The sequence below is a fragment of the Streptomyces sp. NPDC088732 genome (assembly GCF_044751205.1).
Lineage (GTDB): Bacteria > Actinomycetota > Actinomycetes > Streptomycetales > Streptomycetaceae > Actinacidiphila.
The window spans coordinates 213,978-237,961 of the sequence record NZ_JBIVLI010000001.1 but is presented as its reverse complement, the minus strand read 5'-3'; the positions used below and the strand labels follow the sequence as shown (position 1 = coordinate 237,961).

General features: G+C 72.5%; 15 protein-coding genes. 10 read left to right on the top strand and 5 right to left on the bottom strand.

The features are described from left to right. Positions 1 to 251: 251 nt before the first annotated feature. The 3 genes from zwf to ACIP9H_RS01000 form a co-directional block, all read right to left on the bottom strand. Positions 252 to 1,712: a glucose-6-phosphate dehydrogenase gene (gene zwf / locus ACIP9H_RS01010; protein WP_401585078.1), complete on the bottom strand. Its 1,461-nt coding sequence runs from the start codon at positions 1,710 to 1,712 to the stop codon at positions 252 to 254. Positions 1,713 to 1,719: 7 nt separating this feature from the next. After that, positions 1,720 to 2,751 (bottom strand): phosphogluconate dehydrogenase (NAD(+)-dependent, decarboxylating), encoded by a 1,032-nt coding sequence (gene gnd, locus ACIP9H_RS01005; RefSeq protein WP_401956652.1) that lies wholly within the window; start codon positions 2,749 to 2,751, stop codon positions 1,720 to 1,722. Positions 2,752 to 3,231: 480 nt separating this feature from the next. Next, complete coding sequence (locus tag ACIP9H_RS01000; protein ID WP_401585084.1) at positions 3,232 to 3,879, bottom strand: TetR/AcrR family transcriptional regulator; 648 nt, start codon at positions 3,877 to 3,879, stop codon at positions 3,232 to 3,234. Between the two features lie 65 nt (positions 3,880 to 3,944). Here ACIP9H_RS01000 and ACIP9H_RS00995 point away from each other — a divergent pair, with 65 nt between their 5' ends. Next, positions 3,945 to 5,600 (top strand): FAD-binding oxidoreductase, encoded by a 1,656-nt coding sequence (locus ACIP9H_RS00995; protein ID WP_401956649.1) that lies wholly within the window; start codon positions 3,945 to 3,947, stop codon positions 5,598 to 5,600. A 233-nt stretch (positions 5,601 to 5,833) separates the two neighbouring features. Here ACIP9H_RS00995 and ACIP9H_RS00990 read toward each other — a convergent pair whose 3' ends face one another. After that, on the bottom strand, positions 5,834 to 8,689 hold the full coding sequence (locus tag ACIP9H_RS00990) for an ADP-ribosylglycohydrolase family protein (protein ID WP_401956646.1): 2,856 nt from the start codon (positions 8,687 to 8,689) through the stop codon (positions 5,834 to 5,836). A gap of 301 nt (positions 8,690 to 8,990) precedes the next feature. On the opposite strand from ACIP9H_RS00990, the gene ACIP9H_RS00985 reads away from it, so the two are divergent. The 4 genes from ACIP9H_RS00985 (at position 8,991) to ACIP9H_RS00970 (ending at position 16,403) form a co-directional block, all read left to right on the top strand. Beyond that, a complete protein-coding gene (locus ACIP9H_RS00985) occupies positions 8,991 to 12,968 on the top strand; it encodes a metallophosphoesterase (RefSeq protein ID WP_401956643.1) in 3,978 nt (1,325 codons plus the stop codon). Positions 12,969 to 13,068: 100 nt separating this feature from the next. Further along, positions 13,069 to 14,217, top strand: coding sequence for a HupE/UreJ family protein (locus ACIP9H_RS00980; RefSeq protein WP_401585094.1), 1,149 nt, complete (start codon positions 13,069 to 13,071; stop codon positions 14,215 to 14,217). An 87-nt stretch (positions 14,218 to 14,304) separates the two neighbouring features. Continuing rightward, positions 14,305 to 15,798: an MFS transporter gene (locus ACIP9H_RS00975; RefSeq protein ID WP_401585096.1), complete on the top strand. Its 1,494-nt coding sequence runs from the start codon at positions 14,305 to 14,307 to the stop codon at positions 15,796 to 15,798. Continuing rightward, on the top strand, positions 15,795 to 16,403 hold the full coding sequence (locus ACIP9H_RS00970) for a TetR family transcriptional regulator (protein WP_401585099.1): 609 nt from the start codon (positions 15,795 to 15,797) through the stop codon (positions 16,401 to 16,403). Before ACIP9H_RS00975 ends, ACIP9H_RS00970 begins: the two co-directional genes overlap by 4 nt. Before the next feature lie 57 nt (positions 16,404 to 16,460). Here the strand turns inward: ACIP9H_RS00970 and ACIP9H_RS00965 are convergent, their stop codons facing one another. After that, positions 16,461 to 18,767: an esterase-like activity of phytase family protein gene (locus ACIP9H_RS00965; RefSeq protein WP_401956640.1), complete on the bottom strand. Its 2,307-nt coding sequence runs from the start codon at positions 18,765 to 18,767 to the stop codon at positions 16,461 to 16,463. Between the two features lie 294 nt (positions 18,768 to 19,061). Here ACIP9H_RS00965 and ACIP9H_RS00960 point away from each other — a divergent pair, with 294 nt between their 5' ends. From ACIP9H_RS00960 to ACIP9H_RS00940, 5 genes are all read left to right on the top strand, one after another. Beyond that, the gene (locus ACIP9H_RS00960; RefSeq protein WP_401956638.1) at positions 19,062 to 19,682 is read left to right on the top strand and encodes an RNA polymerase sigma factor; all 621 of its coding nucleotides are present in this window, start codon (positions 19,062 to 19,064) and stop codon (positions 19,680 to 19,682) included. 203 nt (positions 19,683 to 19,885) lie between these two features. Continuing rightward, the gene (locus tag ACIP9H_RS00955; protein ID WP_401585107.1) at positions 19,886 to 20,566 is read left to right on the top strand and encodes a Crp/Fnr family transcriptional regulator; all 681 of its coding nucleotides are present in this window, start codon (positions 19,886 to 19,888) and stop codon (positions 20,564 to 20,566) included. Beyond that, positions 20,563 to 21,585 carry a hypothetical protein gene (locus ACIP9H_RS00950; protein WP_401956635.1) on the top strand — a complete coding sequence of 341 codons (1,023 nt, stop codon included), beginning with the start codon at positions 20,563 to 20,565 and terminating at the stop codon, positions 21,583 to 21,585. The genes ACIP9H_RS00955 and ACIP9H_RS00950 overlap by 4 nt, the downstream gene beginning before the upstream one ends. Before the next feature lie 82 nt (positions 21,586 to 21,667). Beyond that, on the top strand, positions 21,668 to 23,623 hold the full coding sequence (locus ACIP9H_RS00945) for a dynamin family protein (protein WP_401956632.1): 1,956 nt from the start codon (positions 21,668 to 21,670) through the stop codon (positions 23,621 to 23,623). Next, positions 23,620 to 23,958 carry a hypothetical protein gene (locus tag ACIP9H_RS00940; RefSeq protein WP_401585116.1) on the top strand — a complete coding sequence of 113 codons (339 nt, stop codon included), beginning with the start codon at positions 23,620 to 23,622 and terminating at the stop codon, positions 23,956 to 23,958. The genes ACIP9H_RS00945 and ACIP9H_RS00940 overlap by 4 nt, the downstream gene beginning before the upstream one ends. The last annotated feature ends 26 nt before the right edge of the window (positions 23,959 to 23,984 follow it).

The window sequence follows — 23,984 nt, the reverse complement described above, 5'->3', positions numbered from 1 at the left end:
CGGCTGACGCGGTGGGGGGAGGGGCCGACCGGGTCCCTCCCCCACTGGCGTCGAAGCCGGACTCGCCAAGTCGTCCCCGCCCGCCAGGTCGGCCGTCGTGCTTGCGGAACAGGTCCGGTCCGTGTGCGAAGCAGCCTCCCAAGTGCTCGCGGGGTGGGCAAACCGCCCTCCGGTGGGAGAGGCCCAAGCCTCTGCTGGTGACGCTCGGTGCGGCCGGCTGTCGAGGCCCGGCAGTCGGCCGCCGCCCCCGTTCACCCCCGCCGGGGCAGGCTCCAGTGGTGCGGTGCGATCAGCTTGCGTACGGCGGGCTCCGGGCCCCACGAACCGGGCGCGTACAACTCCACGGGCGGCGGGTTCTCCAGCAGCGGGGCCGATGCCTCCCACAGGCGCTCGATGCCGTCGGAACGCGTGAACAGCGACTGGTCGCCCAGCATCGCGTCCAGGATCAGGCGTTCGTAGCCGTCGAGCGCGTGCATCGAGTTGAAGGACTCGGCGTAGCTGAAGACCATCTCCGCTTCGCGCAGGCGCATCGCGGGGCCGGGGTCCTTCGCCAGGAAGCAGGCCGTGATGCGGCCGGGGTCGTCGAAGTCGATCATCAACTCGTTGCTCCGGACGCCGGCGCCCGCCCGTGCGGCCAGCGGGAACATGCGCAGCGCCGGTTCCCGGAAGCCGAGCGTCACCACGTGCCGCGCCTCGCCCAGCGACTTGCCCGAGCGCAGGTAGAACGGCACCCCGGCCCAGCGCCAGTTGTCGATGCCGACGCGCAGCGCGATGAAGGTCTCCGTGTCGGACTTCGGGTCCACGCCGGGCTCGGAGCGGTATCCCTCGTACTGCCCGCGGACGACATGGGCCGGGTCGACGGGCTTGAGCGACTGGAAGACCTTCTCCTTCTCGTCCCGCATGGAGTGCGCCTCGAGCGCCGTGGGGGGCTCCATCGCCACGAATCCCAGGAGCTGGAACAGGTGCGTGACGATCATGTCCCGGAAGGTGCCGGTGCCCTCGAAGAACTGCGCGCGGCCCTCGATGCTGATGCTCTCCGGCACGTCGATCTGCACATGGCTGATGTGGTCGCGGTTCCAGATCGGCTCGAAGAGGCCGTTGGCGAAGCGGAGGGCGAGGATGTTGTCGACCGACTCCTTGCCGAGGAAGTGGTCGATGCGGAACACCCGAGACTCGTCGAAGACCGCGTGGATCGACGCGTTCAGCGCTCGGGCGGAAGCGAGGTCCGTACCGAAGGGCTTCTCCACGATGATCCGGCCGTTCTCGGCCAGGCCGCTCGCCCCGAGCGTCTCCACCACGGAGACGAACGCGCTCGGCGGCACCGCCAGGTGGAACAGGCGCCGCGGGCTGGCCCCGATGGCCTTCTCGGCCTCCTGCACGGCCGCGAGCAGCGGCCCGGCGGCTCCGGGATCGCACGCGCCGAAGGAGAGCGTGGACTCGAACTCCCGCCACGCCTTGCCCTCGGGCTTGGACCGGCCGAACTCCGCGACCGCATCCCGCGCGTGCTTGCGGAAGTCCTCGTCGCTCATCGTGCTCTGGGCCGGAGCCGAGCCGACGATACGGTAACGGGCAGGCAGCAGCCCCGCCTTGGCCAGGTGGAACAGCCCGGGCAGCAGCTTGCGGCGGGCGAGGTCTCCGGTCGCGCCGAACAGCACCACCACGTGGTCGTCGGGCACCGGGCCATGACTCGGCGAGGGGGAGTGGCGGGTCATCGCGCCCTCACCCGGTCTTCTCGACGTGGCCGCCGAACTCGCCGCGCATCGCGGACAGCACCTTGTCGCCGAACTCGCCCAGTCCGCGCGACGCGTACCGCTCGGCGAGCGCGGCGCTGATGACCGGGGCAGGGACGCTCTCGTCGATCGCCGCCTGGACCGTCCAGCGGCCCTCACCGGAGTCCGAGACCCGGCCGGTGAACGAGTCCAGTTGCGGCGAGCGGGCCAGCGCGTCGGCGACGAGGTCGACCAGCCAGGACCCGACCACCGAGCCTCGGCGCCACACCTCGGCGACCTCGGCCACGTCGATCTCGTACGGGTACGCCTCGGGCTCGCGCAGCGGCGCGGTCTCGGCGTCGACGGTCCGGTGGCCCAGCCCTGCGTCCGCGTGCCGGATGATGCTCAGGCCCTCGGCGATGGCGGCCATCATCCCGTACTCCACCCCGTTGTGGACCATCTTCACGAAGTGGCCGGCGCCGCTAGGCCCGCAGTGCAGATAGCCCTCCGGCGCGGTCCCGTCGGACCTGGTCCTGCCCGGTGTGGGCTCGGCGTTCCCGCGGCCGGGGGCGATGGTGCGGAAGATCGGGCCCAGCCGCTCCACCGGCTCGTCCTCGCCGCCGATCATCAGGCAGTAGCCGCGTTCGAGCCCCCAGACGCCGCCGGAGGTGCCGCAGTCCACGTAGTGGATCCGCTGCGGGGCGAGCTGCTTGGCGCGGGCCATGTCGTCGCGGTAGTACGAGTTGCCGCCGTCGATGACGGTGTCGCCGGGCTCCAGCAGAGGCGCGAGTTCGTCGAGCGTCGGCTGCACCACCCCGGCGGGCAGCATCAGCCAGACGTTGCGCGGCGTCTCCAGCTTCTCCACGAGCTCCTGGAGGGAGCCGGCGCCCGTCGCGCCCTCCTTCTCCAGCTCCAGCACGGCATCGCGGCTGAGGTCGTGCACGACGCACCGATGGCCGTCGCGCATCAGCCGGCGCACGAGATTCGCGCCCATCCGGCCGAGCCCGATCATGCCGAGCTGCATGGGTGAGTCAGTGGCCATGGTCGGTCTCCCCGTTCGTCAGCGGCGGCCTGCGCGGGCCGGACGTGGGTCTCGCGGTCGATGCCTGTGCGGGCGGCCGTGTTCCGGACGCCCGAGGCGGAATCTACCTATTCGGGGTGTTTGGTGCTCAGGGGATACCCGTCCCGGGACGGCGGTTCGCGGTCGGGCCCGGCCCGCGATCCCCCTCCGCGCCGGGGGTTCCCCTCTGCCGAGTGAGGTCCGGGCCGCGCTGCGCCGTACCGGTGACGTGTGACCACGCAAAGACTCGCGCCGAGCGCCGAGCGCCGTCGGCGTCGGCGTGGGCGGGTACTCCGGTGCGCGGTGGGTGTCCCGGCCCGATGTGACGGCGGCGGGAAGCTTGCGCCGCGCGTGGCGCCGGGTCCGTCCGGACGGACCCGCTCGGGCTGATTCCGGCGGGCATCAGCGGCGCGGTTCCGCGGCCCGTTTTTCAGCTGGGCCGGGCGGGCGATTTTCGGTTCTTCAAGGTCGGCCCGCCGTGGTTGGTGCGGCAGTCTGCGGATACAGCACCGCGAGGATCCGTTCGAAGCGTGCCGTCATGTCGTCGGCGCTCTGCTCGGGGTGGTGGCGCCACCAGGCGACTGCGGCGCTCACGGTCCCGTACCACAGGTGCGTGGCGAGGTCGGTGTCGAGCGCCTCGCCCGCCTCCGAGGAGCCGAGGAACTCGGCCACGCCGACCGCTCCGAGGCGGTTCAGCTCCTGTCGGTAGACGGCAGCCGCCGCATGGAGGGGCCCGTCGGCCGGCAGCGTCGTGTCATAGACGAGAGCCCAGTCGTCGACACGGGGCTCCAGCCTCCGGAAGATGGCCTCGAGAGTGCGCGCGGCACGCGTGATGTCGGACGGACCCTCCTGCGCCGCAGCGACGGCTTCGACGAGGCGGGATCCGGCGTACTCCAGGCACATCAAGTAAAGGCCGTCCTTGGAACCGAAGTACTCGTAGATCATGGGCTTGCTGATTCCGGCACGCGCTGCCACCGCGGCGGTCGACCCGCGTGCGTAGCCCTTGGCGCCGAACTCGTGTGCCGCCGCGTCCAGGATCAGCCTCTCCCGGTCGGCGCGGGGCATCCCCTTTGTCCCGGCCGTGCGGGCGGCCTTCTCCTCCTTGTCCATGGGCCCATCCTATGCGAAAGTGACCGACGGGTAATTTACCCGGCGTTCAGATCGGGGGTGCGGCATTGGGCAGCAAGACGCGGTCGTGGTGGGGATGGGGAAACGTCGAGGACGCGGTGACGGGCGCGGAGCGTGCGGAGATCACCCGGCGTACCGCGGAGATGCTGCCGGGCGCCGACCTGACGGTGCACGAGGCCCCGCCGATCGAATCGTTCGAAGTGCGGGCGAGCCGCGTCCAGGCGCCGCCGGCTCTGGCGTCGATCGCGTCCGCCGATGTGCGCGACCGGCTCGCGCACAGCCACGGGCAGGCGTTCCGCGATGTCGTGAGAGCGCTGCTGGGGCGCCTGCCCCACGTGCCGGACCTCGTGGTGCGCCCGACCTCCGAGGGACAGGTCGTCGATCTCCTGGACTGGTGCAGTGACGCCGACATCGCAGCCATTCCCTTCGGCGGTGGTTCCTCGGTGGTGGGAGGCGTCGAACCGAGGGTGGGAGACGCCTACGCCGGGGTGGTCAGCTTGGACATGGGAGCGATGGACCAGGTCCTGGAGATCGACCGCACCAGCCGGGCCGCGCTCGTCCAGGCCGGGGTCCTCGGCCCTCACCTGGAGGACCAACTGCGGCCCCAGGGCTACAGCTTGAGGTTCTTCCCCCAGTCGTTCGAGTTCTCCACCCTCGGCGGCTGGCTGGCCACCCGCGCCGGCGGCCACTACGCAACGAACCTCACCCGCATCGACGACCTGACCGAATCGTTGCGGGTCGTCACTCCCAGCGGGGTCCTCGAGTCCCGCCGTCTGCCGGGCTCGGGGGCCGGACCGTCCCCCGACCGGATGTTCCTCGGCTCGGAGGGAGCGCTCGGCGTCATCACCCAAGCCTGGGTCCGTCTCCAGGACCGGCCGCGGTGGCGTGCGGGAGCCTCGGTGGGCTTCGCCGACCACAACGCGGGCGTGCGCGCGGTGCGCGCCCTGTCGCAGTCCGGCCTGAACCCCGCCAACTGCCGCCTCCTGGACCCCATGGAGGCGTTCATCAACGCCGCCGCCCCGACCGCCGTCCTGGTACTCGGCTTCGAATCCGCCGACCACCCCGTCAACGCCTCGATGGAACGCGCGCTGGACCTGTGCAGGGACCATGGCGGCAGCCTGGCCGAGGAACCGCGCTACGCCGACACCGCGGAGCAGGACGCACGGACCGGGGCCGCCGACACCTGGCGCAACTCCTTCTTGCGCATGCCCTACCAGCGGGACGCTCTCGCCGCTCAGGGCATGATCGTGGAGACGTTCGAGACGGCCTGCACATGGGACCGGTTCGACACCCTGCACGCCGCCGTCGACGCCGCTGCCCAGGACGCGATGCGCCAGGTCGGCGCAGAAGGTGTCGTGACCTGCCGCTTCACCCACGTGTACCCCGATGGTCCGGCCCCGTACTTCGGTGTCTACGCCGCAGGGAAGTGGGGCAGGACGGTCGAGCAGTGGGACGAGATCAAGCAGGCGGTCTCCGAGGCGCTGATCAGCTGCGGGGCGACCATCACCCATCATCACGCGGTGGGGCGCGACCACCGCCCGTGGTACGACCGCCAGCGCCCGAACCTGTTCGCCGCCGTCCTGCAGGCCGGCAAGACGGTCCTCGACCCGGCCGGAATCCTCAACCCCGGCGTTGTCATCGATCCATCGGGTTCCAGCCGCGATGCGCACGGCCCACGTGCCTGCAACGCGCCCGGCAGATGATCGTCGCGCCGCCGTCGGTTCTGGCGGACACCACCCGGGCTTCCCTGCGGAAATGCATTCTGGATCATGTACGTTGAACGTTGCTGAACTCGGCCGGGTGACGTCGGGGCCGTGCGCGCGCATCCACGTCATGCAGACCTGCCGCCTGCGACGGCCGGGCGGTGCGCCGGGCCGGGCGGTGGCCGGACCTCTCATCAGCGCCTCCGACAGCACCCCGCGGGCCCGGTGCCCGTTCACCAGCCGGGATAGCGGCTCAACCAGTGCTCGTCCCAGCCCCCGGTGTACTCGCCGCCGCTGGGTGCGTCGGTGAGCTGAGCGAGGAGGTCGCGGGCCAATGTGTCCAGGACCCAGGCCAGTTCGTGGCGGCTGACCAGGTCGACGGGCAGGGCCTCCACACCGTGCGCCGCACCGAGCAGCGCGCCGGCCACGCAGGCGACGGAGTCGCCGTCCGGGGCCCCGGCGGCGAAGCGCAACGCTTCACCCACCTGCTCGCGCCGGGGGAAGGAGGCGGCGACGTAGACACCGCCGAGCAGGGCCGAGGGGGCGGTGGCGTCGGGTGCGAGCCGCGCGAGGCGCTTGGCGTCGCCCCGGTGGGCGACGGCCTCCCGAAGTGCCGCCTCGAGCATGTCGAGTTCCTTGCCCGCCGGGCCGCGCTCGTCCCCGCGGAGCGCCTGGAGGCCGTCACTCAAGGCCTCTCGCACCTGCCCGCCCGTCAGGCAGTGCCCGGCAAGCACCGCCGCGTGGGCCGCCGCGGACTGCGCGGCCGGGTCGCCGTGGGTGAGGGCGGCGATCTCGCGGGCCCACTGGGCCGCCCGTTCGGAGCCTTCCGCCGCGTCGAGCACCGCGAGGGGGAGGGTACGGGTCAGCGCGTGGCAGCCGCGGCTGTTCGTCGTCGGCCGCTTCACGCCGCCCTGCTCGATCTTGGCGAGGGCGGCCACGGTCGCCGGTGCCGAGCCGCGTCGTTCCGCCAGGACGGGTACGTGGGCGAGCCAGCCGTCGGGCCACACCCCTTCGCCCGACCCCCGTCGCTCGGCCTCCAGACCTTGCAGCGCGGCCCACCTGCCGTAGGCGTGCCAGACCACCGACGGCGGGTGACAGATGCCCTTGTGGTCGCCGCGGACCAGTGCGCGGATCGTGCCCTCGACGGTGAAGCACGCCAGTTGGGTGCTGACGCCCGCCCGCAACGGGCCTTCGGCCGGCAGCTTGCTCCCGGCACGGCCCACCGTGTCGCCCACCGCGAGACCGAGCAGCAGTCCGCGTACCCGGGACACCGACTCCTTCGACGTGAGCAACCCCCGCCGCCGCTCCCGCTCCGCGTCACGGCCCGGGTGCGGCTCCACGGACCTCAGGTCGGCAGTGACACCGTCCGACCGGTCCGGCACGCGCTCCTCCAGGACCCGCTGCCGGCGGGCCTCCTGATCGTCCAGGACGGCCTGCGACTGCTCGGGGGTGACATCCTCGGGGTGGACGATCCACTCGATGCCCCACGTCCGTGTCCTCCCGGTGGCGGCGGACCCGGTCGGCCGGGGGCCGTCGCCGCCTTCGGTCCTGCCACTCGTCCCTGTCGGGCCGGCGGTCCCGGCGGTCAGTTCGTGGACCGCGTCCTGGAGTTCGGGGTGCGCGTGGAGGTGCCAGCCGCCGGTGAGTGCCGTGCGCAGGTCCCGCAGCGCGGTCTCCGCGTCGATGCCCTTGGCCAGGTGGCTGTAGACGGCGGCGACGGCCGGGGTGCGGCTCTGCCCGGCGAAGCAGTGGAGCAGGACCCGCTTGCCCTCCTGGCGCAGGCGCAGGACCTCGCGGGCGGCCTGGTCCACGACGTAGTGGAGGTTGGCGTTCGAGCCCTGGCTGTCCACCAGCCAGACGCGGACCTGCTCGACGTCGGTGCCCGTCCCCGGCAGGAGCGGTGCCGTGCCGATGCGGCAGAGCGAGACCACGGCGTCGACGTCTACCGGCCCGGCACCCTGGGCGAGGGCCAGGTTGCCCAGGACCACGCCGGGGTCGTGGGGGTGGGGTACGGCGAAGCTGCTGTGGTCGCCGGACGGCAGGTGCGGCGACGAGGGCCAGCCGAGCTTGTCGTCGCTCCCGCCCCGGGCGGTGAGCGCGGCCAGCCGGACCAGGTCGGGCGCGGTGAGGCCCGGCCAGCCGTTGACGGCCTGCTGCCACTCCAGCGGGACGCCCGAGCAGCCCCAGCGCGCGCCGAGCAGGGCGCCCGCGATGGCCGCGACGGTGTCGGTGTCCGTGCCGGCCCGTACCGCCGCCTCCAGAGCCAGTTGCAGGTGCTGGGCGGGGAAGCCGCCCTCGGCGAGCCTCAGTTCGGGGACCGCGGTGCGGGTGACGGCCGACCAGGCGGCCTGGAGGGCGCCGACGACCCAGCCGTTGTTGCCGAAGTGGCGCGGCGGATGGGCCTCTGCCTCGTCCAGCCGCTCGGCCCACGTCGCCCGGCGCTCGGCAGGGAGCAGGTCCAGGCCCTCGCGTACGCCGTCGAACGTGCCGTGCAGCACCGCCGTGCGGATGCCGGAGCACCACAGCACGCAGGCGTCGGCGCAGTCGGGGTCGGGGTGGGTGAGGGCGCTGACGGCGACGGCGGCCTCGGCCATCGCGGCGGCGTCGCCGAGGTGGGCGAGGGCGACGATCCCGGTCCGCATCAACGAGCCGTTCCCCGCGCTGCGGAGGTTGCCGGCGGTGTACTCCCGGGCGGCCTCCCGCATCGCCGTGCCCGCCGAGCCGGGTGCCCGGGCGGCGGTGCTCAGGATCACGCTGGTCTGGTTGCCGACGTCGCTGGCGCCCTCGCTCAGCCAGCCCTGGAAGTTCGCGGCGATCGCGTCCAGGGCTTCGGGAGTGCGCAGATCCGCTCCGGTCGCCGCCACCTCGGCGATGCAGACCTGCATCTGGGTGTCGTCGGAGTACTCGCCGGGCTCGTACGGTCCGAGGCCGCCGCCGATCATCCGCGGCTGCTGGTCCTCGCGCAGCGTCGGCTTGAACTCGTACGGCACGCCCAGCGCGTCGCCCACGGCCGCGCCGAGCAGCACCCCGGCGGCCCGGTCCAAGACCCGCGCGTCCAGATGGGAGTCGCTTACGGGGGCGTGCGCCATGGGTGTCCTCCAGGTCGTCGGGCGGTACACGCAGGACGGGCCGCGGTCCTGATGTCGCGTCAGCCTCGCACGCCGAGGACTTATCGTCAATGGGACCTTATGGGGTGTCGATCGGGGCCTCAAGGGGCCGACGAACGAACCGTTTTGGACCGCCGTCCCCGCCCGCCCCAGCGGACCATTCCGCTGCTTGTTTACTTTTGCTTTAACGCCGTTCATCTGCGCCGCTCAGGATCCGCCATGGGCATGTCGTGGGTCTTTCCCGACGTGCCCTTTACCTTGCATCGATCGGGAGGGGCAGTTCGTGAAGCGGCCAACACAGTGGCGCAGACGGCCACATGGCGGATCCGGGGGATCGGGCGGCCGGCGGCTGCTCGGGGCGGCGCTCGCCTCGCTGCTGCTCGTGAGCGGGAACCTGACCGCGGCGTACGCCGCCGACTCCGCGCCGGAGCGCAGCGCGTCGGCCGACGCCCCGGCCTTGCCGGTCCTCACGCCCGGCGACGGCACGTACCTGGAGGGCACCCGGAAGCTCGTGGCCACGCCCACGGCCGCCGGTGACTCCATCCGCAGGATCACCGTCGACGGCAAGGGCATCGACGCCGAACCGACGATCGGCGTGTCCCGGCTGAGCTTCGACGTCGGGTCGAACTCCACCGAGGCCCGCTACCACAACCACATCCTCGTCAACGGCGACTACCGCGCCGACATCGGCGACCTCGTCAACCAGCGCGGCACCGTCGAGATCCCCAACGACCGCCTGCACAAGGGCGAGAACACCGTCGAGTTCTTCGCCGGCACGGTCGACAGCTCGTGCGGCACCAACTTCGACGACTTCGTGCTCTCCGACATCGGCCTCGACCTGCTCGGCGAGGTCGCGGACGGCGAGGAGAACGAGTACACGTACTCCTTCGGCGACGGCAGCTGCGGCAGCAACACCACGCTGCTGACGAAGGCGAAGCTGAGCTTCTTCGTCCTGGGCGACCCGCAGGCCACCACCGGCCTGTCCGCGGACGTCGACACCACCGGGCTGTCCAACGGCGAGCACGTCATCGGCGCGCGGACGGTCTCGGGCGAGTCCGTCAAGAACACCGTGACGGTCAACAACGCCCCGGCGGGCGCCCCCAAGCTGCTGCCCACGGACGGCACGCTGGTCAAGGGCCTCCAGCCGGTCTTCGCGAACTTCCCCGCGGGCGCCGAGGGCGACACCGCGGCGCTGACTGTGGACGGCAAGGTGCCCGCCACGGCCGCGCACCTCGGCAACGGCGCGGCGACGTTCTCCTTCGACGTCGGGTCGAACTCGATCGACGACAGGTACGACAACTTCCTGCTTGTCAACGGCAAGCGCATCGACCTCGGCGGCACCTGGGTGAGCCAGCGGGTCGACATCGCGGTCCCGGCGCGCTTCCTGGTCCCCGGTGACAACACGATCACCGTGGTCACCAGCGCGTACAAGGAGACCTGCGGCAACAACCGCGACGACTTCGACATCTCCGGGCTCGCGCTGACCCTCGACGGCGGCACCGTCACCGGCCACGGCATCGCCGACTCCTACGCCATGGGCGACGGCAGCTGCGGCAACAGCGCCACCCGCCTGCGCGAGGCGGACCTGCACTGGACGATCGACGCCCCGGCCGTGCACGCCGAGCCGACCCTCGGCGCGGGCAACGCGACCCTCGGCTTCACCGTGGGCACCAACTCGATCGAGGCCCGCTACCAGAACCACCTGCTGGTGAACGGTCAGAAGCACGTTCTCGACGGCGACTTCGTCAGTCAGCGGGTGAACCTGGCGCTCCCCAACGAGTGGCTCGTCCCCGGCTGGAACACGATCGACTTCGTCACCGGCACGTTTCCGACGTCCTGCGGCGACAACCGCGACGACTTCGCCGTCTCCGACATCACCCTCACCCCGGCGAGCGGCACGGCCACCGGCCGCATGCTCAAGGGCTCGTACAGCCTGGGCGACGGCAACTGCGGCGACAACGTCAACCCGCTGACCGAGATCGACCTCGAGTTCTTCGTCGACGGCCCCGCCCAGGGCCTGCGCGCCGACCTCGACACTGCGGAGATCGCCGACGGCACGCACACCCTGGCCGCGACGTCGAAGACCGGCAGGACCGCCACCCGTGTCCTGGTCACCGACAACTCCGCACCCGAGATCGCCTCCAGCGTCCCCGCCGCCGGGCAGCGAATCACTTCCTCGGTCGTCCTCGACGTCCGCCTGAAGGACCTCTCCGCCGTCGTGACCGGGCCGGTCGTCACCCTCGACGGCAGGCCGGTCCAGCTTGGTGCGGCGGTGGGCCCCGGCCTGTCCGCCGGTGAGCACACGCTGGCGGTGTCCGCCACCGACGGCGTCGGCAACAGCGCGAGCCGCGAGGTGAGGTTCACCTCCGCGGGCATCCCCGACGTCCCGACCGGCCTCTCCCCGGCGTCCGGCACGACCGACGCGGGGGGCAGCGTCCAGCTGTCGGCGAAGGTCGCCGAGCCCGACGGGGGCGAGGTGATGGCGACGTTCTCCGAGACCGAGATCGTCACGCCCGACCACGTCTACCAGGGCACCGCCCCCGCCGTTCCCACCACGCTCAAGGTCGACGGCGAGCAGAAGCTGAAGGCCACCGGCATCGAGCCCGCCGACGGCGCGACGATCGACGCGCCGGCCGGTGACGCCGTCACCTACCAGCGGTTCGACGTCCGGGCCAAGGACCTCGTCGACGCGCCCGTGCTGCGCTGGGAGGGGACCATCGACCCCGAGCGGCTGGCGGCGCTGCGCGTGTGGAACTCCGCGACCGAGCGGTGGGACGTCCTGACCAGCGCCCGCGGCGCCGTCAAGGGCGACACCGTGCTGACCGCGGCGGTCGACCGGAAGTATGTCGACGGCACCAAGGTGCACGTCATGGTGACCGGTGAGGACCCGTTCGCCGACGACATCGACGCCGGCGACCCGAACACCTTCGCCGACCCCGACTCCTACGACTTCTCGATCGTCCACTACACCGACACGCAGTACCTCTCCGAGGGCGCGGTCGAGCAGGAGACGGCCGAGGAGCGCGCGGTCTGGGAGAAGGCGTACGGCGACGTCTCGCGCTGGATCGCCGACAACAAGGACAAGCGCAAGATCGCCTACGTCGCGCACACCGGCGACCTCATCGAGAACAACATCCGCAAGCCCGCCGACGAGGCAACGCAGCGCCAGGTCACCGGTGAGCTGGAGCTCTCCTCGAAGCAGCAGAAGATCCTGGACGACGCCGGCGTGCCCAACGGCGTCATCGCGGGCAACCACGACAACCAGTCGGGCACCGAGAACGGCCCGGGCGCCATCTACAACAAGTACTACGGCCCCGACCGCTACCAGGCGCTGTCCAAGGGCTGGGAGCACGCCGAGTACGGCGGCCCCTGGCGCGAGGGCGACAACCAGAACCACTACGACCTGTTCTCCGCCGGCGGCCTCGACTTCGTCGTGGTCGGCCTGTCCTACGGGGTGACGCGCGAGGAGGCCGAATGGGCCGACTCGGTCTTCAAGCGCTTCCCCGACCGCAACGGCATCCTGCTCTCGCACGACTACCTCGCACCCAGCAGCAACCCCAACGGCCGCGGCGCCCCGTTCTCCGCGCCCGACGGCTCGATGCTCTACAAGACCGTGGTCCAGGACAACCCGAACGTGTTCCTGATCCTCGCCGGTCACGAGCACGGCGTCGGCACCAACATCAAGCCCCGGGTCGGCGAGGTCGCGCACGACGTCGTGGAGCTGCTGGCGGACTACCAGTTCTACACGGTGTCCGCGGACCGGCTGGGCCTCACCGAGATCGGCGGCTACAAGCCCGACGACCAGCTCCAGTTCGGCGCGAGCTTCTTCCGGATGCTCCAGTTCGACGTCAAGCGCTCCCAGCTGACCGTCGACACCTACTCGCCGCTGCTCGACGAGTTCGGCGCCACCGAGTACGACACCGACCACCGGTACGACGGCACCGAGGACAACATGGTGCTGCCGGTCGACCTCAGCAGCCGCAGGACGACCTTCAGGACCGACTCGCTGGCGCTCTACAACCCCGTGAGCGTCATCGGCGAGGCCAAGGCCGCCTCCGGCGGGGTCGCCTCGGTGACCTGGCGGGACCTGGAGCCGGACACGACGCACGCGTGGATCGTCACGGCGCGCTCCACCGGCGGCGGCGTCACCGGCTCCGAGCCGGCCGTGTTCGTGACCAAGGACGCCAAGGGCAGGGCCGGTTCGTGGGGGCCGGAGGACTCCGCGTACCCGTGGTTCGGCCCGTCCGCGTCCCGCGGGTGACGTGCTGACCGGCTGACCGCCCGCCGTCCCGGACCCGACCCGGTCCGGGACGGCGGGCGCGCCGCTTCCACCCCCTTCGACCACGAGAACCGGGATCCCCATGCGTTCCGCCGCTCCGCGCCTGCCCGCCGCGCTCCTCACCGTCGTCGCGGCGCTCCTGACCCTGCTCGCCGCCGGCCTCGCCCGCCCCGCCCCGGCCGCCGCGCACGACGCGACCACGACCGCGTACGTCGAGGTGACGGGCACCGGCACCGATGTCCGGGCGGAACTCGACCTCGAGTACGACCTCCTGATGAAGTCGGCCTGGCTGTACGAGGAGGCGTACGGCGCGAAGGACCGCGCCGAGCAGCTGCGCCAGCTCAAGGCCAACGCCCAGGCCGTGAACGCGTACGTCACCGGGCGCTTCGCCCTCGCCCACGACGGCACCGCCTGCGCACCCCGGCCGGCCGGGGACGCCCGCGTCCACACCCGCGGCAGCCGCCCGTTCGCCGTCCTCACCCTGGCCTACGACTGCCCCGCCGGCGCGGACGGCACCTACACGGTCTCCAGCGCCCTGTTCCCCGACGCCGAGAGCTTCGTCCACAGCACGGAGACGATCGTCCACTACGACATCGACGGGCAGCGCGGCTCCCAGGTGCTCACCGCCGCCGAGCCGACCCTGACGACCGGGGGACACCACCAGTCCCGCCAGATCGCGGACTTCTTCCTGCTCGGCATGGAACACCTGCTGTTCGGCCTGGACCACATCCTCTTCCTGCTGTCCCTGCTCATCGGCGCCCGCGGCCTGCGCGACGTGCTGCTCGCGGCGACCGCCTTCACCGCCGCGCACAGCGTCACCTTCCTGCTGGCGGCCATGGGCGTCGTCACCGTGCCGGCGGCGGTCGTCGAACCGGTCATCGCCGCCTCGATCGCCGCCATGGCGTGCGCGGGCATTTTTCTGCGGGACCGCGAGGGCACCGGGCGCTGGCGCCTGCCGGTGGTCTTTCTCTTCGGCCTGGTGCACGGCCTCGGTTTCGCGGGGGCGCTCGGCATCGACGAGAGCTGGTCCTGGGAACTGCTGCTGTCGCTGCTCAGCTTCAACGTCGGCATCGAGGCGGTGCAACTGGGCGTCATCGCCGTGGTGTTCCCGCTGCTGGTGCTCCTGCGCAGGACCCCCGCGCACCGCTGGGTCCTGCCCGCGATGACCGCGCCGATCGTGATCGTCAGCCTGTACTGGTTCTGGGACCGGGTGACCGCCGTCCCGTCGTGACCGCGGGCGCGGGATTGGTGAATCGCCATTCACCCGATAAGGTGAATCGCGATTCACCGTCCCGTCGCCTCGTCTGGAGACGCCCCCATGGCCCAGCCCGCCCCGGTTCCCGACACGACCAGGACCGGGCCCGTGCCGGGCGGCCTGCGCAAACGGCTGACCGTGCCGGTGCTGGCATTCGGCGGCATCCTCATGGCCGTCATGCAGACCGTGGTCGTCCCGCTGCTGCCGGACCTGCCGCGGCTCACCCACTCCTCGGCGGGCACCGTCTCCTGGATGGTCACCGCCACCCTGCTGTCCGGCGCCGTGCTCACCCCGGTGCTCGGCCGCGCCGGCGACATGTACGGCAAGCGCCGCGTGCTGACCGGCGCCCTGGCCCTGATGACGCTCGGCTCGGTGATGTGCGCCCTGTCCTCGCAGATCTGGGTGCTCATCGCGGCCCGGGCCCTGCAGGGCGCCGCGGCCGCCGTCGTCCCGCTGTCGATCAGCGTGCTGCGCGACGAACTGCCGCCCGAGCGGCGCGGATCCGCGGTGGCGATGATGAGCTCCACGGTCGGCATCGGCGCCGCCCTCGGCCTGCCGCTGGCCGCGCTGGTCGTGCAGTACGCGGACTGGCACACCATGTTCTGGCTCACCAGCGCCCTGGGCGCGCTGGGTGTGGCCGGTGTCTGGTGGGCGGTCGCCGACGCGCCGGGACGGACGCGCGGCCGGTTCGACGTCGTCGGGGCACTCGGGCTGGCCGCCGGGCTGATCTGCCTGCTGCTCGGGGTGTCCCAGGGCGGGCAGTGGGGGTGGGGCAGCGGCCGGATCGTCGGCCTGTTCGCCGCCGCGGTGGCCGTCCTCGTGCTGTGGTGGCTGCACCAACTGCGCGCCGCGCAGCCGCTGGTCGACCTGCGCCTCGCCTCCGGCGCGCGGGTCGGGCTCTCCCATGTGGCGGCGATGCTCACCGGCTTCGCCTTCTACGCCAACTCGCTGGTCACCGCGCAACTGGTGCAGGCGCCCAAGGCCACCGGGTACGGCCTCGGCCTGACCGTCTTCGAGACCGGTCTGTGCCTGCTGCCCGCGGGCCTCACCATGCTGCTGCTGTCGCCGGTCTCGGCCCGCATATCCGCCGCCCGCGGTCCGCGGATCACACTGGCCCTCGGCGCGGCCGTCATCGCCTTCGGCTACGTGATACGCGTCGCGGACAGCCGCGACCTGTGGGTGATCCTGGTCGGGGCCACCGTGATCTCCAGCGGCACCACACTCGCCTACTCGGCGCTGCCCACCCTGATCCTGCGGGCCGTGCCCGCCGAGCAGAGCGCCTCCGCCAACGGCGTCAACGTCCTCATGCGCACCATCGGCCAGGCCGCCTCCAGCGCGGCGGTGGCCGCGGTGCTCGTCCACCACACCAGCCCCGTCGCGGGGGTCCCCGTGCCGACGCTCGCGGGCTACCAGGTCGCGTTCGCCATGGCCGGCTTCGTCGCGGTCGTCGCGATCGCCGCCGCGCTGTCGATCCCCGGCGACCGTGCGCCGCGCGGGGACCGGAACACAGCCGGGACGGCGGAGCAGGCGCCGAACGCGACCCTGGAGGACGCGTGAGCGCCCACGACGCCGCCGCCGACTCCGGTGCGGGCGGGCGCCGCGACGCGGAGGCGACCAGGGCCGCGATCCTGCGGGCCGTGCGCTGGTTCCTGGCCCGCCAGCCGCACGCCGACATCACCTTGAAGGCGGTTGCCGAACGGGCGGGCGTCAGCCCGCCGTTGGTCCTGAAGTACTTCGGCAGCAAGGAGGCCCTGTTCGCCCGGGTGCTGTCCTTCGAGAGCGACGCCGATGCCCTCCTCGACGCGCCGCTGGACCGGCTGGGCCACCACATGGTGCGCCATGTGCTGGAGACCCAGCGCCACGACGGCACCGACCCCGTGCTGCGGATCGCGTTCGCACCGCTCCACGGGGACTCCGGGGACGTCCTGCGGGCCAACTTCCGCGCGCAGGTGACCGATCGGCTCGCCCAGCGGCTGACCGGCCCCGACGCCGGGCTGCGCGCGGAGCTCGCGCTGGCCGTGCTGCTCGGCTTCGGCGTCATGTACGGCATCGCGCGGGGCCCGGCGATGCGGGAGTCCGGCACCGACGACCTCGTCGCGCGGTACGGGCCGTTGGTGCAGGGCCAGTTGACGCCGGACGCCGGACGCCGGACGACGACGTGAGGCCCGGACGGCCGCCGGCACCTCGCCGGCGGCCGTCCGCGTCCGTGCCGTGACGGGTCAGCGGCGGCCGAAGATGCCCTTGGCCGAGCCGAGGCGGAGGAAGACCGTCTCGCCGGTGGCGTCCGCCAGGCCGTCGTTGTCGGTCACGGCGTAGACCTCGCCGTCACCGCCCACGGTCAGGCCCTCCAGCTTCTCCTGCGTCCAGCCCTTCGTCGCGCGCAGGTCGGGCAGCACGTCGTGGGCGAGCTTCTTCTGCAGCACCGGCACCGTGCCCGCCGGGGCGGCGGACCCCGGCATGTCGACCGTGTAGATCCGCTTGACCGCGGCGGCCGGGCCGTTGAGCTTGTCGCGCTCGATGAGGGCGAGCTTGTCGCCCACCGCGGTGATCTCGGACAGGCCGATCCAGTCACCGGGGACGGTGGTCGTGCCGATCCGGTAGCCGTACCAGCTCCAGGTGCCGGCCTGGACGTCGTACCGGCCGATCCTGACGACCCCGGCCGGGTCGCCCTTGACCTCGCGCTGCAGCGTCACCCAGACCACCTCGTGCCCGTGCCGGTCGGTGGTGGCGGTGACGCCCTCGAAGCCCTGCTTGGCCAGGCCCGCGGCGACATCCGCCGGGAGCGCGACGACCTGCCGGGTCACCCCGTCGCGGTCGAGCCGCACCAGCTTGTTGCCGTCGCCGGTCGCGCCCTCGACGGCGAGCCAGAAACCGCCCTGGGGACGGGCGAAGATGCCCTCGGCGTCGTAGCCGACCGGCTTGCCGTCCGCGTCCTTGACGGTGAGCGCCCTGGTGACGACCGCGGGCGAGCACGAGGTGTCGACGGTCAGGATCCTGGTGACGGCGTACGCGGCGTCGGTGACCGTGTACAGCTCGTGCGACCGGCCGGGCACGGCCGACAGCGCGCCCAGCGCGCCCCAGCCGATCGGCGCGCCGGTGGAGTCCGTGGCGGAGACGACGGTCGGGAACGACGGAGTGCCCTTGCCCAGTCGGAACAGGCTCACCGAGGCCCGTACGTTGACCGAGGCGTCGTCCTCCTCGCTGGAGACCGCGAGCAGGTCGCGCGACGGGATCGGCAGCAGCCCCTCGGGGCCGTTGGTCGCCGGCAGCACCTGGCGGAAGACCGGGGCCGTCGGGCGGCTCAGGTCGTAGACGGCGACGAAGTTGCTGCGCTCGGAGCCCACGAACGCGTAGCGCACCCCGTGGAAGGTGGCGACGACCACGCCCTCCGGCTCGGTGCCCTTCTTGCCCGCGCGGTCCTCGGTGTGCAGGCCGTGGCGGACCGCGATCCGCTCGAAGCTGCTGCCCGCGTCCCAGGCGACCTTGCCGGTGCGGCTGTCGAAGACCGACCAGCCGCGGGTGCCGCCCTTCCAGTCGCCCTCGTTGGCGGTGGCCAGGTAGCGGTCGTCGATCCAGTTGATCGCGTCGGGCTCGCGCCGGACGTCGGTGATCGAGCCGGTCTGGTCGATCACGCCGTCCTTGACGGTGTCGATGCCGCGGACGCTGGCCGTGCCGGCGCTGAAGGCCTTGGTGATGCGGCCGGTCGGCAGGTCGATCAGGACGATGCCGTTGTTCTCCTGGAGGGTCACCGCCAGCTGGTTGCGGCCGTTGACGGTGACGTACTCCGGCTCCGGGTCCGTGAGTTCCGCGATCCCGGCGCCGGCCAGCGCGGGCAGCGCGCTGCCGTCGGCGCGGGTCAGGGGGACGGCCCGGGTGCTCCAGTGCTGCGGCGCGGAGCCCTTGAGGTCGACGATCTGCACGAACCCGGCCGGGGCCTGGGGCAGGTCGCCCTCGTCGCCGCCGGGCGGCGTCGCCTCCTCGTCGCGCTCGTTCTCGATCGCGATCGCGGCGTACCGCTTGTCCTTGGAGATGGTGACGGAGTCCGGCTGACCGCCGAGGTCGATGCTCCTGACCCGCTTGCGGTCGCGCAGGGATATGACGTCCAGGCGTCCCGAGGGGCTGGTGTAACTCGCGCTGGTGTTGACCACGACCAGGACGTACTGGCCGACGACGGCCACCGAGGTCGGCTCGTCCTCGGCGTTGCCGAGCCCGGCCAGCGACAGCGTGCCGAGCCCGCGCGGGCTGTCCGGCCTGCTGATGTCCAGGAAGCCGATGCGCTTGGCCAGCGCGTCGGTGTAGACCAGGGTCCGGCCGTCCTCGCTGACCGCCGAGATCTCCGCGACGGTCGCCGTGGCCGGGTCCTCGCCGGCCGGGCGGTTCTGGAACACCGGGTACGTGGCGGTGCGGTGGAAGACCGGCGCCTGGTGGTGCGGCTTCTGGTGCGCGTCCGCCTGACCTGCGGTCGCCAGCGTGCCGGCGGCGACTGCCATGGTCGCGAGCACGGCGTAGGTTCTCTTCGGTGGCATTGTCTCTCCGTAACGCAGCGGGCACAGAGACCAGATGCTCACATCTGTGGGCAATCAACGGGTAAACAAACGGCAAAGACCCGCGGCCCGGATCCAGCCTCCGGGCGGTGCGCCGCCCCGGAGGCGGCGTCACCCCGGGACCCGGATGGCATGCCCACGGACGTCATGTTCCGGCCACCGAGACCTGATCCCTTGATGAGGTCTTATGGGGCCGGACGTCCTTAACCTGACAGCCCGCCGGGCGCCGACCGATTCGGTCCGCCGTGGCGCGGGGGAGTCTGGGGGGATCCGGCCGTGTCTGTCACCACGGAACGTCTTGTCGTCGCGTCGGGAATCACTGAAGCCGAGCCGAGTGACCCGGAGTTGGTCCGCAGCGCCGGCCGGGGCGACGAACGGGCCTTCGGCCTGCTGGAGGCCCGGCACCGGGCGACTCTGGCGCGGTGGTGCGCGGCCCGCACCCGCACAGCCGCTGAAGCCGAGGACCTGCGGCAGGAAGTACTCCTGCGGGCCTGGCGCGGGGCCGCCGGCTTCCTGGGGCACTGCGACGTCCGGACCTGGCTCTACCGGATCGTCGTGAACGCCGCCGCCGACGAGGCCCGGCGCAGGGCCCGCCGGCCCCGGGAGACCGTGCTGCCCGCGACGGACGGTGCCGCCCTCCTGGCGTCGGCGGTGTCCGCCCCGGAACGCACGGTCATCGAATCGGTGGATGTGGCCCGTGCCCTGGCCTGCCTGCCGGCCCACCAGCGAGTGGTGGTCACGTTGATCGACCTGATCGGCTGCACCACGGCCGAAGCGGCGTCGGTGTGCGGTGTGGGCGAGCCCACGGTACGCAGCCGGCTCAGCCGCGGCCGGCGGCAGCTGCGCGCGCTGATGACGAACACCGCGCGGGAGCACCCGGAGACGCCGGGGACATGAGAGCCCCGCCCGCCGCTCCCCGTCCGACGAGGATGCGCACCACCCGTCAGGAGAGGCGGCATTGTGGGAAGATGGGCGGGATGTGCGCATCTTACTGACCCTCACCATTCCCTTGCGCTATTTTCCCCGTGCAATCACAAACCTCGGGGGAGGGGCGGCGCATGTACGAGGGCGGCGGCCGGTGCTGGCCGAGGGGCAGTCTCATGTCCAATCTGAGCGGACCGGATCGCGACGCGCTGCTCAGGCTCGGCAGTTTCCGCAGATACGCCCCGAGTGAGGCGCTGATGGTCGAGGGCGGGCTGGACTCGACGGTGGCGCTGCTCCTGGACGGCTGTGTCAAGGTCACCGTCGGGGCCGAGGAGGGCAGCACGGTGCTGCTGGCCATACGGGCCCCCGGCGACGTCGTCGGTGAACTGGCCGCCCTGGACGGAAGACCGCGTTCCGCAACCGTGGTCGCCGCCCGGGGAACCTCCGCCCGTGTCATCGGAGGGGCGGCCTTCCGGGCCTTCCTGCGTGAACGTCCCGACGCGGCGGGCGAGATGCAGCGTTCCGTCGTGGCGAAGCTGCGCGACGCGATCCGCTACCGCATCGACACCGTCGGCGGACCGGTGCCCGTCCGGCTGGCCCGGACACTCGACACCCTGGTGCGTGCCTATGGGCGTCCGACGGCGCAAGGACTGCGGATCGACGTACCGCTCAGCAACGCCGACCTGGCGGCCCTGGCGGGGGTCTCCCCGGCGAGCGTGCAGCGTGCCCTGCGGGCGTTGCGCACGTCCGGCGCGGTGACCACCGAGTACCGCAGCGTCGTGGTGCGGGACGTGACGCTGCTGCGCGCCGCGGCCGCGGGGCAGGCCCGCCCCGATACCGCGGAACTCGCCTCGTGACCGGGGACCACGGCCCGCAGCAGCGTCGGCTCTGCCTGGTCGTCGACATCGAGGCGTACAGCGGGCGGCCCTACACGGCTCAGCAGCGGGCGCAGTCGAAGCTGGCGCAGGCACTCGACCACGCCTGTGAGCGGGCGGGACTGAGCCGCCGTTCCTGCGATCTGCAGGACCGCGGCGACGGGCAGTTGCTGCTGCTCCCGCCCGGCACCGACGAAGGTCGCGCGATACCGGGGCTGGTCCTGGGGCTGCGGGACGCGCTGTTCACGCTCAACGCGCGGGGTACCGCCGACGAGACCGTGCGGCTGCGGGCCGCGCTGGCGCAGGGCTCGGTGCAGCGCGCTCCGCTGGGCTTCGTGGCCTATTCCGTGGAACTCGCCTGCCGCCTGCTCGACTCGGCCAGCCTGCGCAGCGCTCTGGCGAAGGCGCAGGGGAGCGACATGGCGCTGGTCGTGGCCGCTGATCTGTACACGGACGTCTTCGCGACCGGCGCGGGAGGTGTCCCGACGTCGGCTTTCCGGCGGGTCCGGATCGAGATACCGGAGAAGCGGTTCTCGGCCGACGCGTGGGTCAGCGCCATGGCGCGTGGTGTTCCCGTCCCGCTCGGCCCCTCGGGAGCACCGCGGGCCGTTCCCCGGTACGGCAGCGGACGGGCCGCGAAGCTGGTCGGCGGCGCCCTTCTGGGAGGCGCGGGACTGGCCCTGCTGCTCGCCGACGGCGACACGGCGGCACACTTCGGCCTCGACGGGCGTCCAAACGATGAGGAACAGCACACGGAGCAGCACGCAGAAGAGCACACGGAACATCTCACGGAGCACCACCTCGCGGAAGAAGGGGACATCCCCATGAGCTACCCCGACGACGACTCCGGGCAGACCTGGGACGACGGCCACCTCACCGGGGACGACGTCATCGAGTCCGCGGACCACACCGGCTACACCTCTGTCTCCGACTACGTCGCAGGGGAGAACGGTTACGAACCCGATCCCCACCACACCGGCGACGACGGCAGCGGCTGGTGACCGCCGTGACGGCACCGTCCTGGACGCGGCCGCGTCCCCAAGGGGCACGGAAGAGACACCGGCCGGGTCGAAGGAGCCTCGCATGAACGCCTCCGACCGGCATCCTCAGGCCCCTGCCGTCATCCGGTACGTCCACCGCAGCGCCGACCTCGTCGAGCGGCTCGGCGCGGCCCCTCGGGCCGCGGCGCTCCGGGCGGAAGCCGTCGGGGCGGGGCTGGCTCCGTCCGCCGTGGTGGTGGGGGGGGAGAAGAAGCGCGGCAAGAGCTCGCTGATCAACGCCCTGCTGGAGCGTCCGGATCTGCTGCCCGTCGACGCGGACGTGGCCACGGCGGTGCATCTGTCGGTCCGTCACGAGGCTGCCGACTGCGCCCGGGTGCTCAGCGACGAGCACCCCGGCGGCCTGGAGATCCCTCTGGACCGGCTGGCGGAGTTCGCCGCCGTCGACCCGGAGACCCGGGACAGCCTGCACCCGGAGGTGACGGGCGTCGCGGTCGGGGTCCCCGCCCCCCTGCTGGAGGGCGGCCTCACCCTCATCGACACCCCGGGCGTCGGCGGTCTGGTCTCGGGCCACGCCGCCATCACCATGGCCACCTTGGCGAGAGCCGACGCGCTGCTGTTCGTGGTGGACGGCTCCACCGAACTCACCAAGTCGGAACTGGCTTTCCTGGAGAAGGCCGTCCAGCAGGTCGCCACAGTGGTGTTCGTCCTCACCCAGATCGACACCTACCCGCACTGGAAGTCGGTCCTCGCGCGCAACCACGCCCTGCTCGCCCAGCACGCACCCGCGTTCGTGCGTGCTCCGTGGTACCCGGTGAGCAGCCGCTACCGGCTCGACGCGATCCGGGCCCGGCAGCGCGGGGACGAGCCGTGGGCCGACGAGCTCCACTCGCGCAGCGGTTACCGGCCGCTGGAGGAGGAACTGCGGCAGGACATCGTCCGGCGCGCCGAACGCGACCGGCTCGCCACGGCGCTGGAACTCGCGCGCGCGTCCCTGGGCGAGCGGGACAGCGCACTCGCCCTGCGGGAGAAGGAACTGGGCGCAGGCCCGGCCGGCGACAGCGAACTGCGGGCGCAGCACGAGGCGTTGGAACGCCTCTCCGTGCCGGACGCGCGGTGGCGGCTGCGGCTGTCCACCCGGGTGGAGTCCGCGGACAACCGGCTGCGGGCGAAGGTCGCCCAGGCGCTGCGGGACATCCGGCGCGTGGTCGACGTCCAGGTCGCGGAGGGCGGCGCGGAGCTGCCGCACACCGTGGCGCGCACCGTCCGGGACGGTCTGGACGGACTGCGGCTGGAACTGGAGAACGAGGCCTTCCGGGAGTGCGGTCTGCTCGCCGCCCAACTTGCGGAGGACTGCTCGGTCCAGGGACTGGAGGTACTCACTCCCGCGCTGGGAACGGAGGGCTGGCGCGAGGCGCCCCTGGAGGGCCGGGTGGCCGGCACGGAGATCGACCTCCGGCAGGCCGGCGAACGGGCACGGAGGATGGTGGACACGCTCGCCGGATCCGCGGACCGGCTGCCCGTGCCGAGCGCTCCGACGAACTGGCTGGACCGGCTCACCGGCCGGCAGGCCGCACCCCGGAGCCCCGCCGAGTTGGTGTGGCGGGCGGTGGGCGAAGCCACGGCGGCCTACCGTGCCGCGAACCGCGTGACGAAGGTGGCGGTACCGCTGGGGCTGGCCGCCGGAGTGGTGGCCCTCGGGGCGGCGGTGTGGAAAGTCCGTACGGCGCAGCGGACCGACATCGCCCGGCACCAGGCCCGGGGCGAGGCGGCACGGCGCCTGGAGTCCTGCGCCGACGAACTGCCCCCGATGGTGACGGACATGCTGCGCGCCGTCGAAGCGGACCTGGTGCGCCAGGCCGAAGGGGGGATTGCGGAGCGCCGCGACGAGGTAGGCCGGGCCCTGGTGGCGCTGCGGGAGAACCGGGCTCGCCGTGAGGAGGAACTCGCCCCCCGGCGGCAGGAAGTGCGGGCCCTCCGCGAGGAGGTGGGCGGTCTGCTCGCGGAGGGGCGCGAACTTCGCCAGGAACTGGACGCATGAATGCCGAGGTGTCACCGGGGCCCGCCGTCGGCGGCCCGGGGACGGCCGGCCCGCTCTGCGGGGAACTGCTGCAGCTGTGCCGGGGAGCGGGACTGCGGCTCGGCCCCGGGGCCGCCAGGGCAGGTGTGCAGGCCGTGTCGGAACAGCTCGCCGGACGGGGCTGCCGTCACGGGCCCGACGGGGACGACTGCGTGACGCGGGCGGCGCAGCGGTTGGCCGTGGTGCTGGAACTCGGCAGCGACGACGTGGAACGCCGGGTGCTCGCCGGTCTGCGGCAAGGCCTGCGGGCGTTGGAGATCCACGGGTGCCACGGGCCCGGGCCGCAGCCGGGGTGAGCGGTGCGGCCGCCCCACGCGGGGCG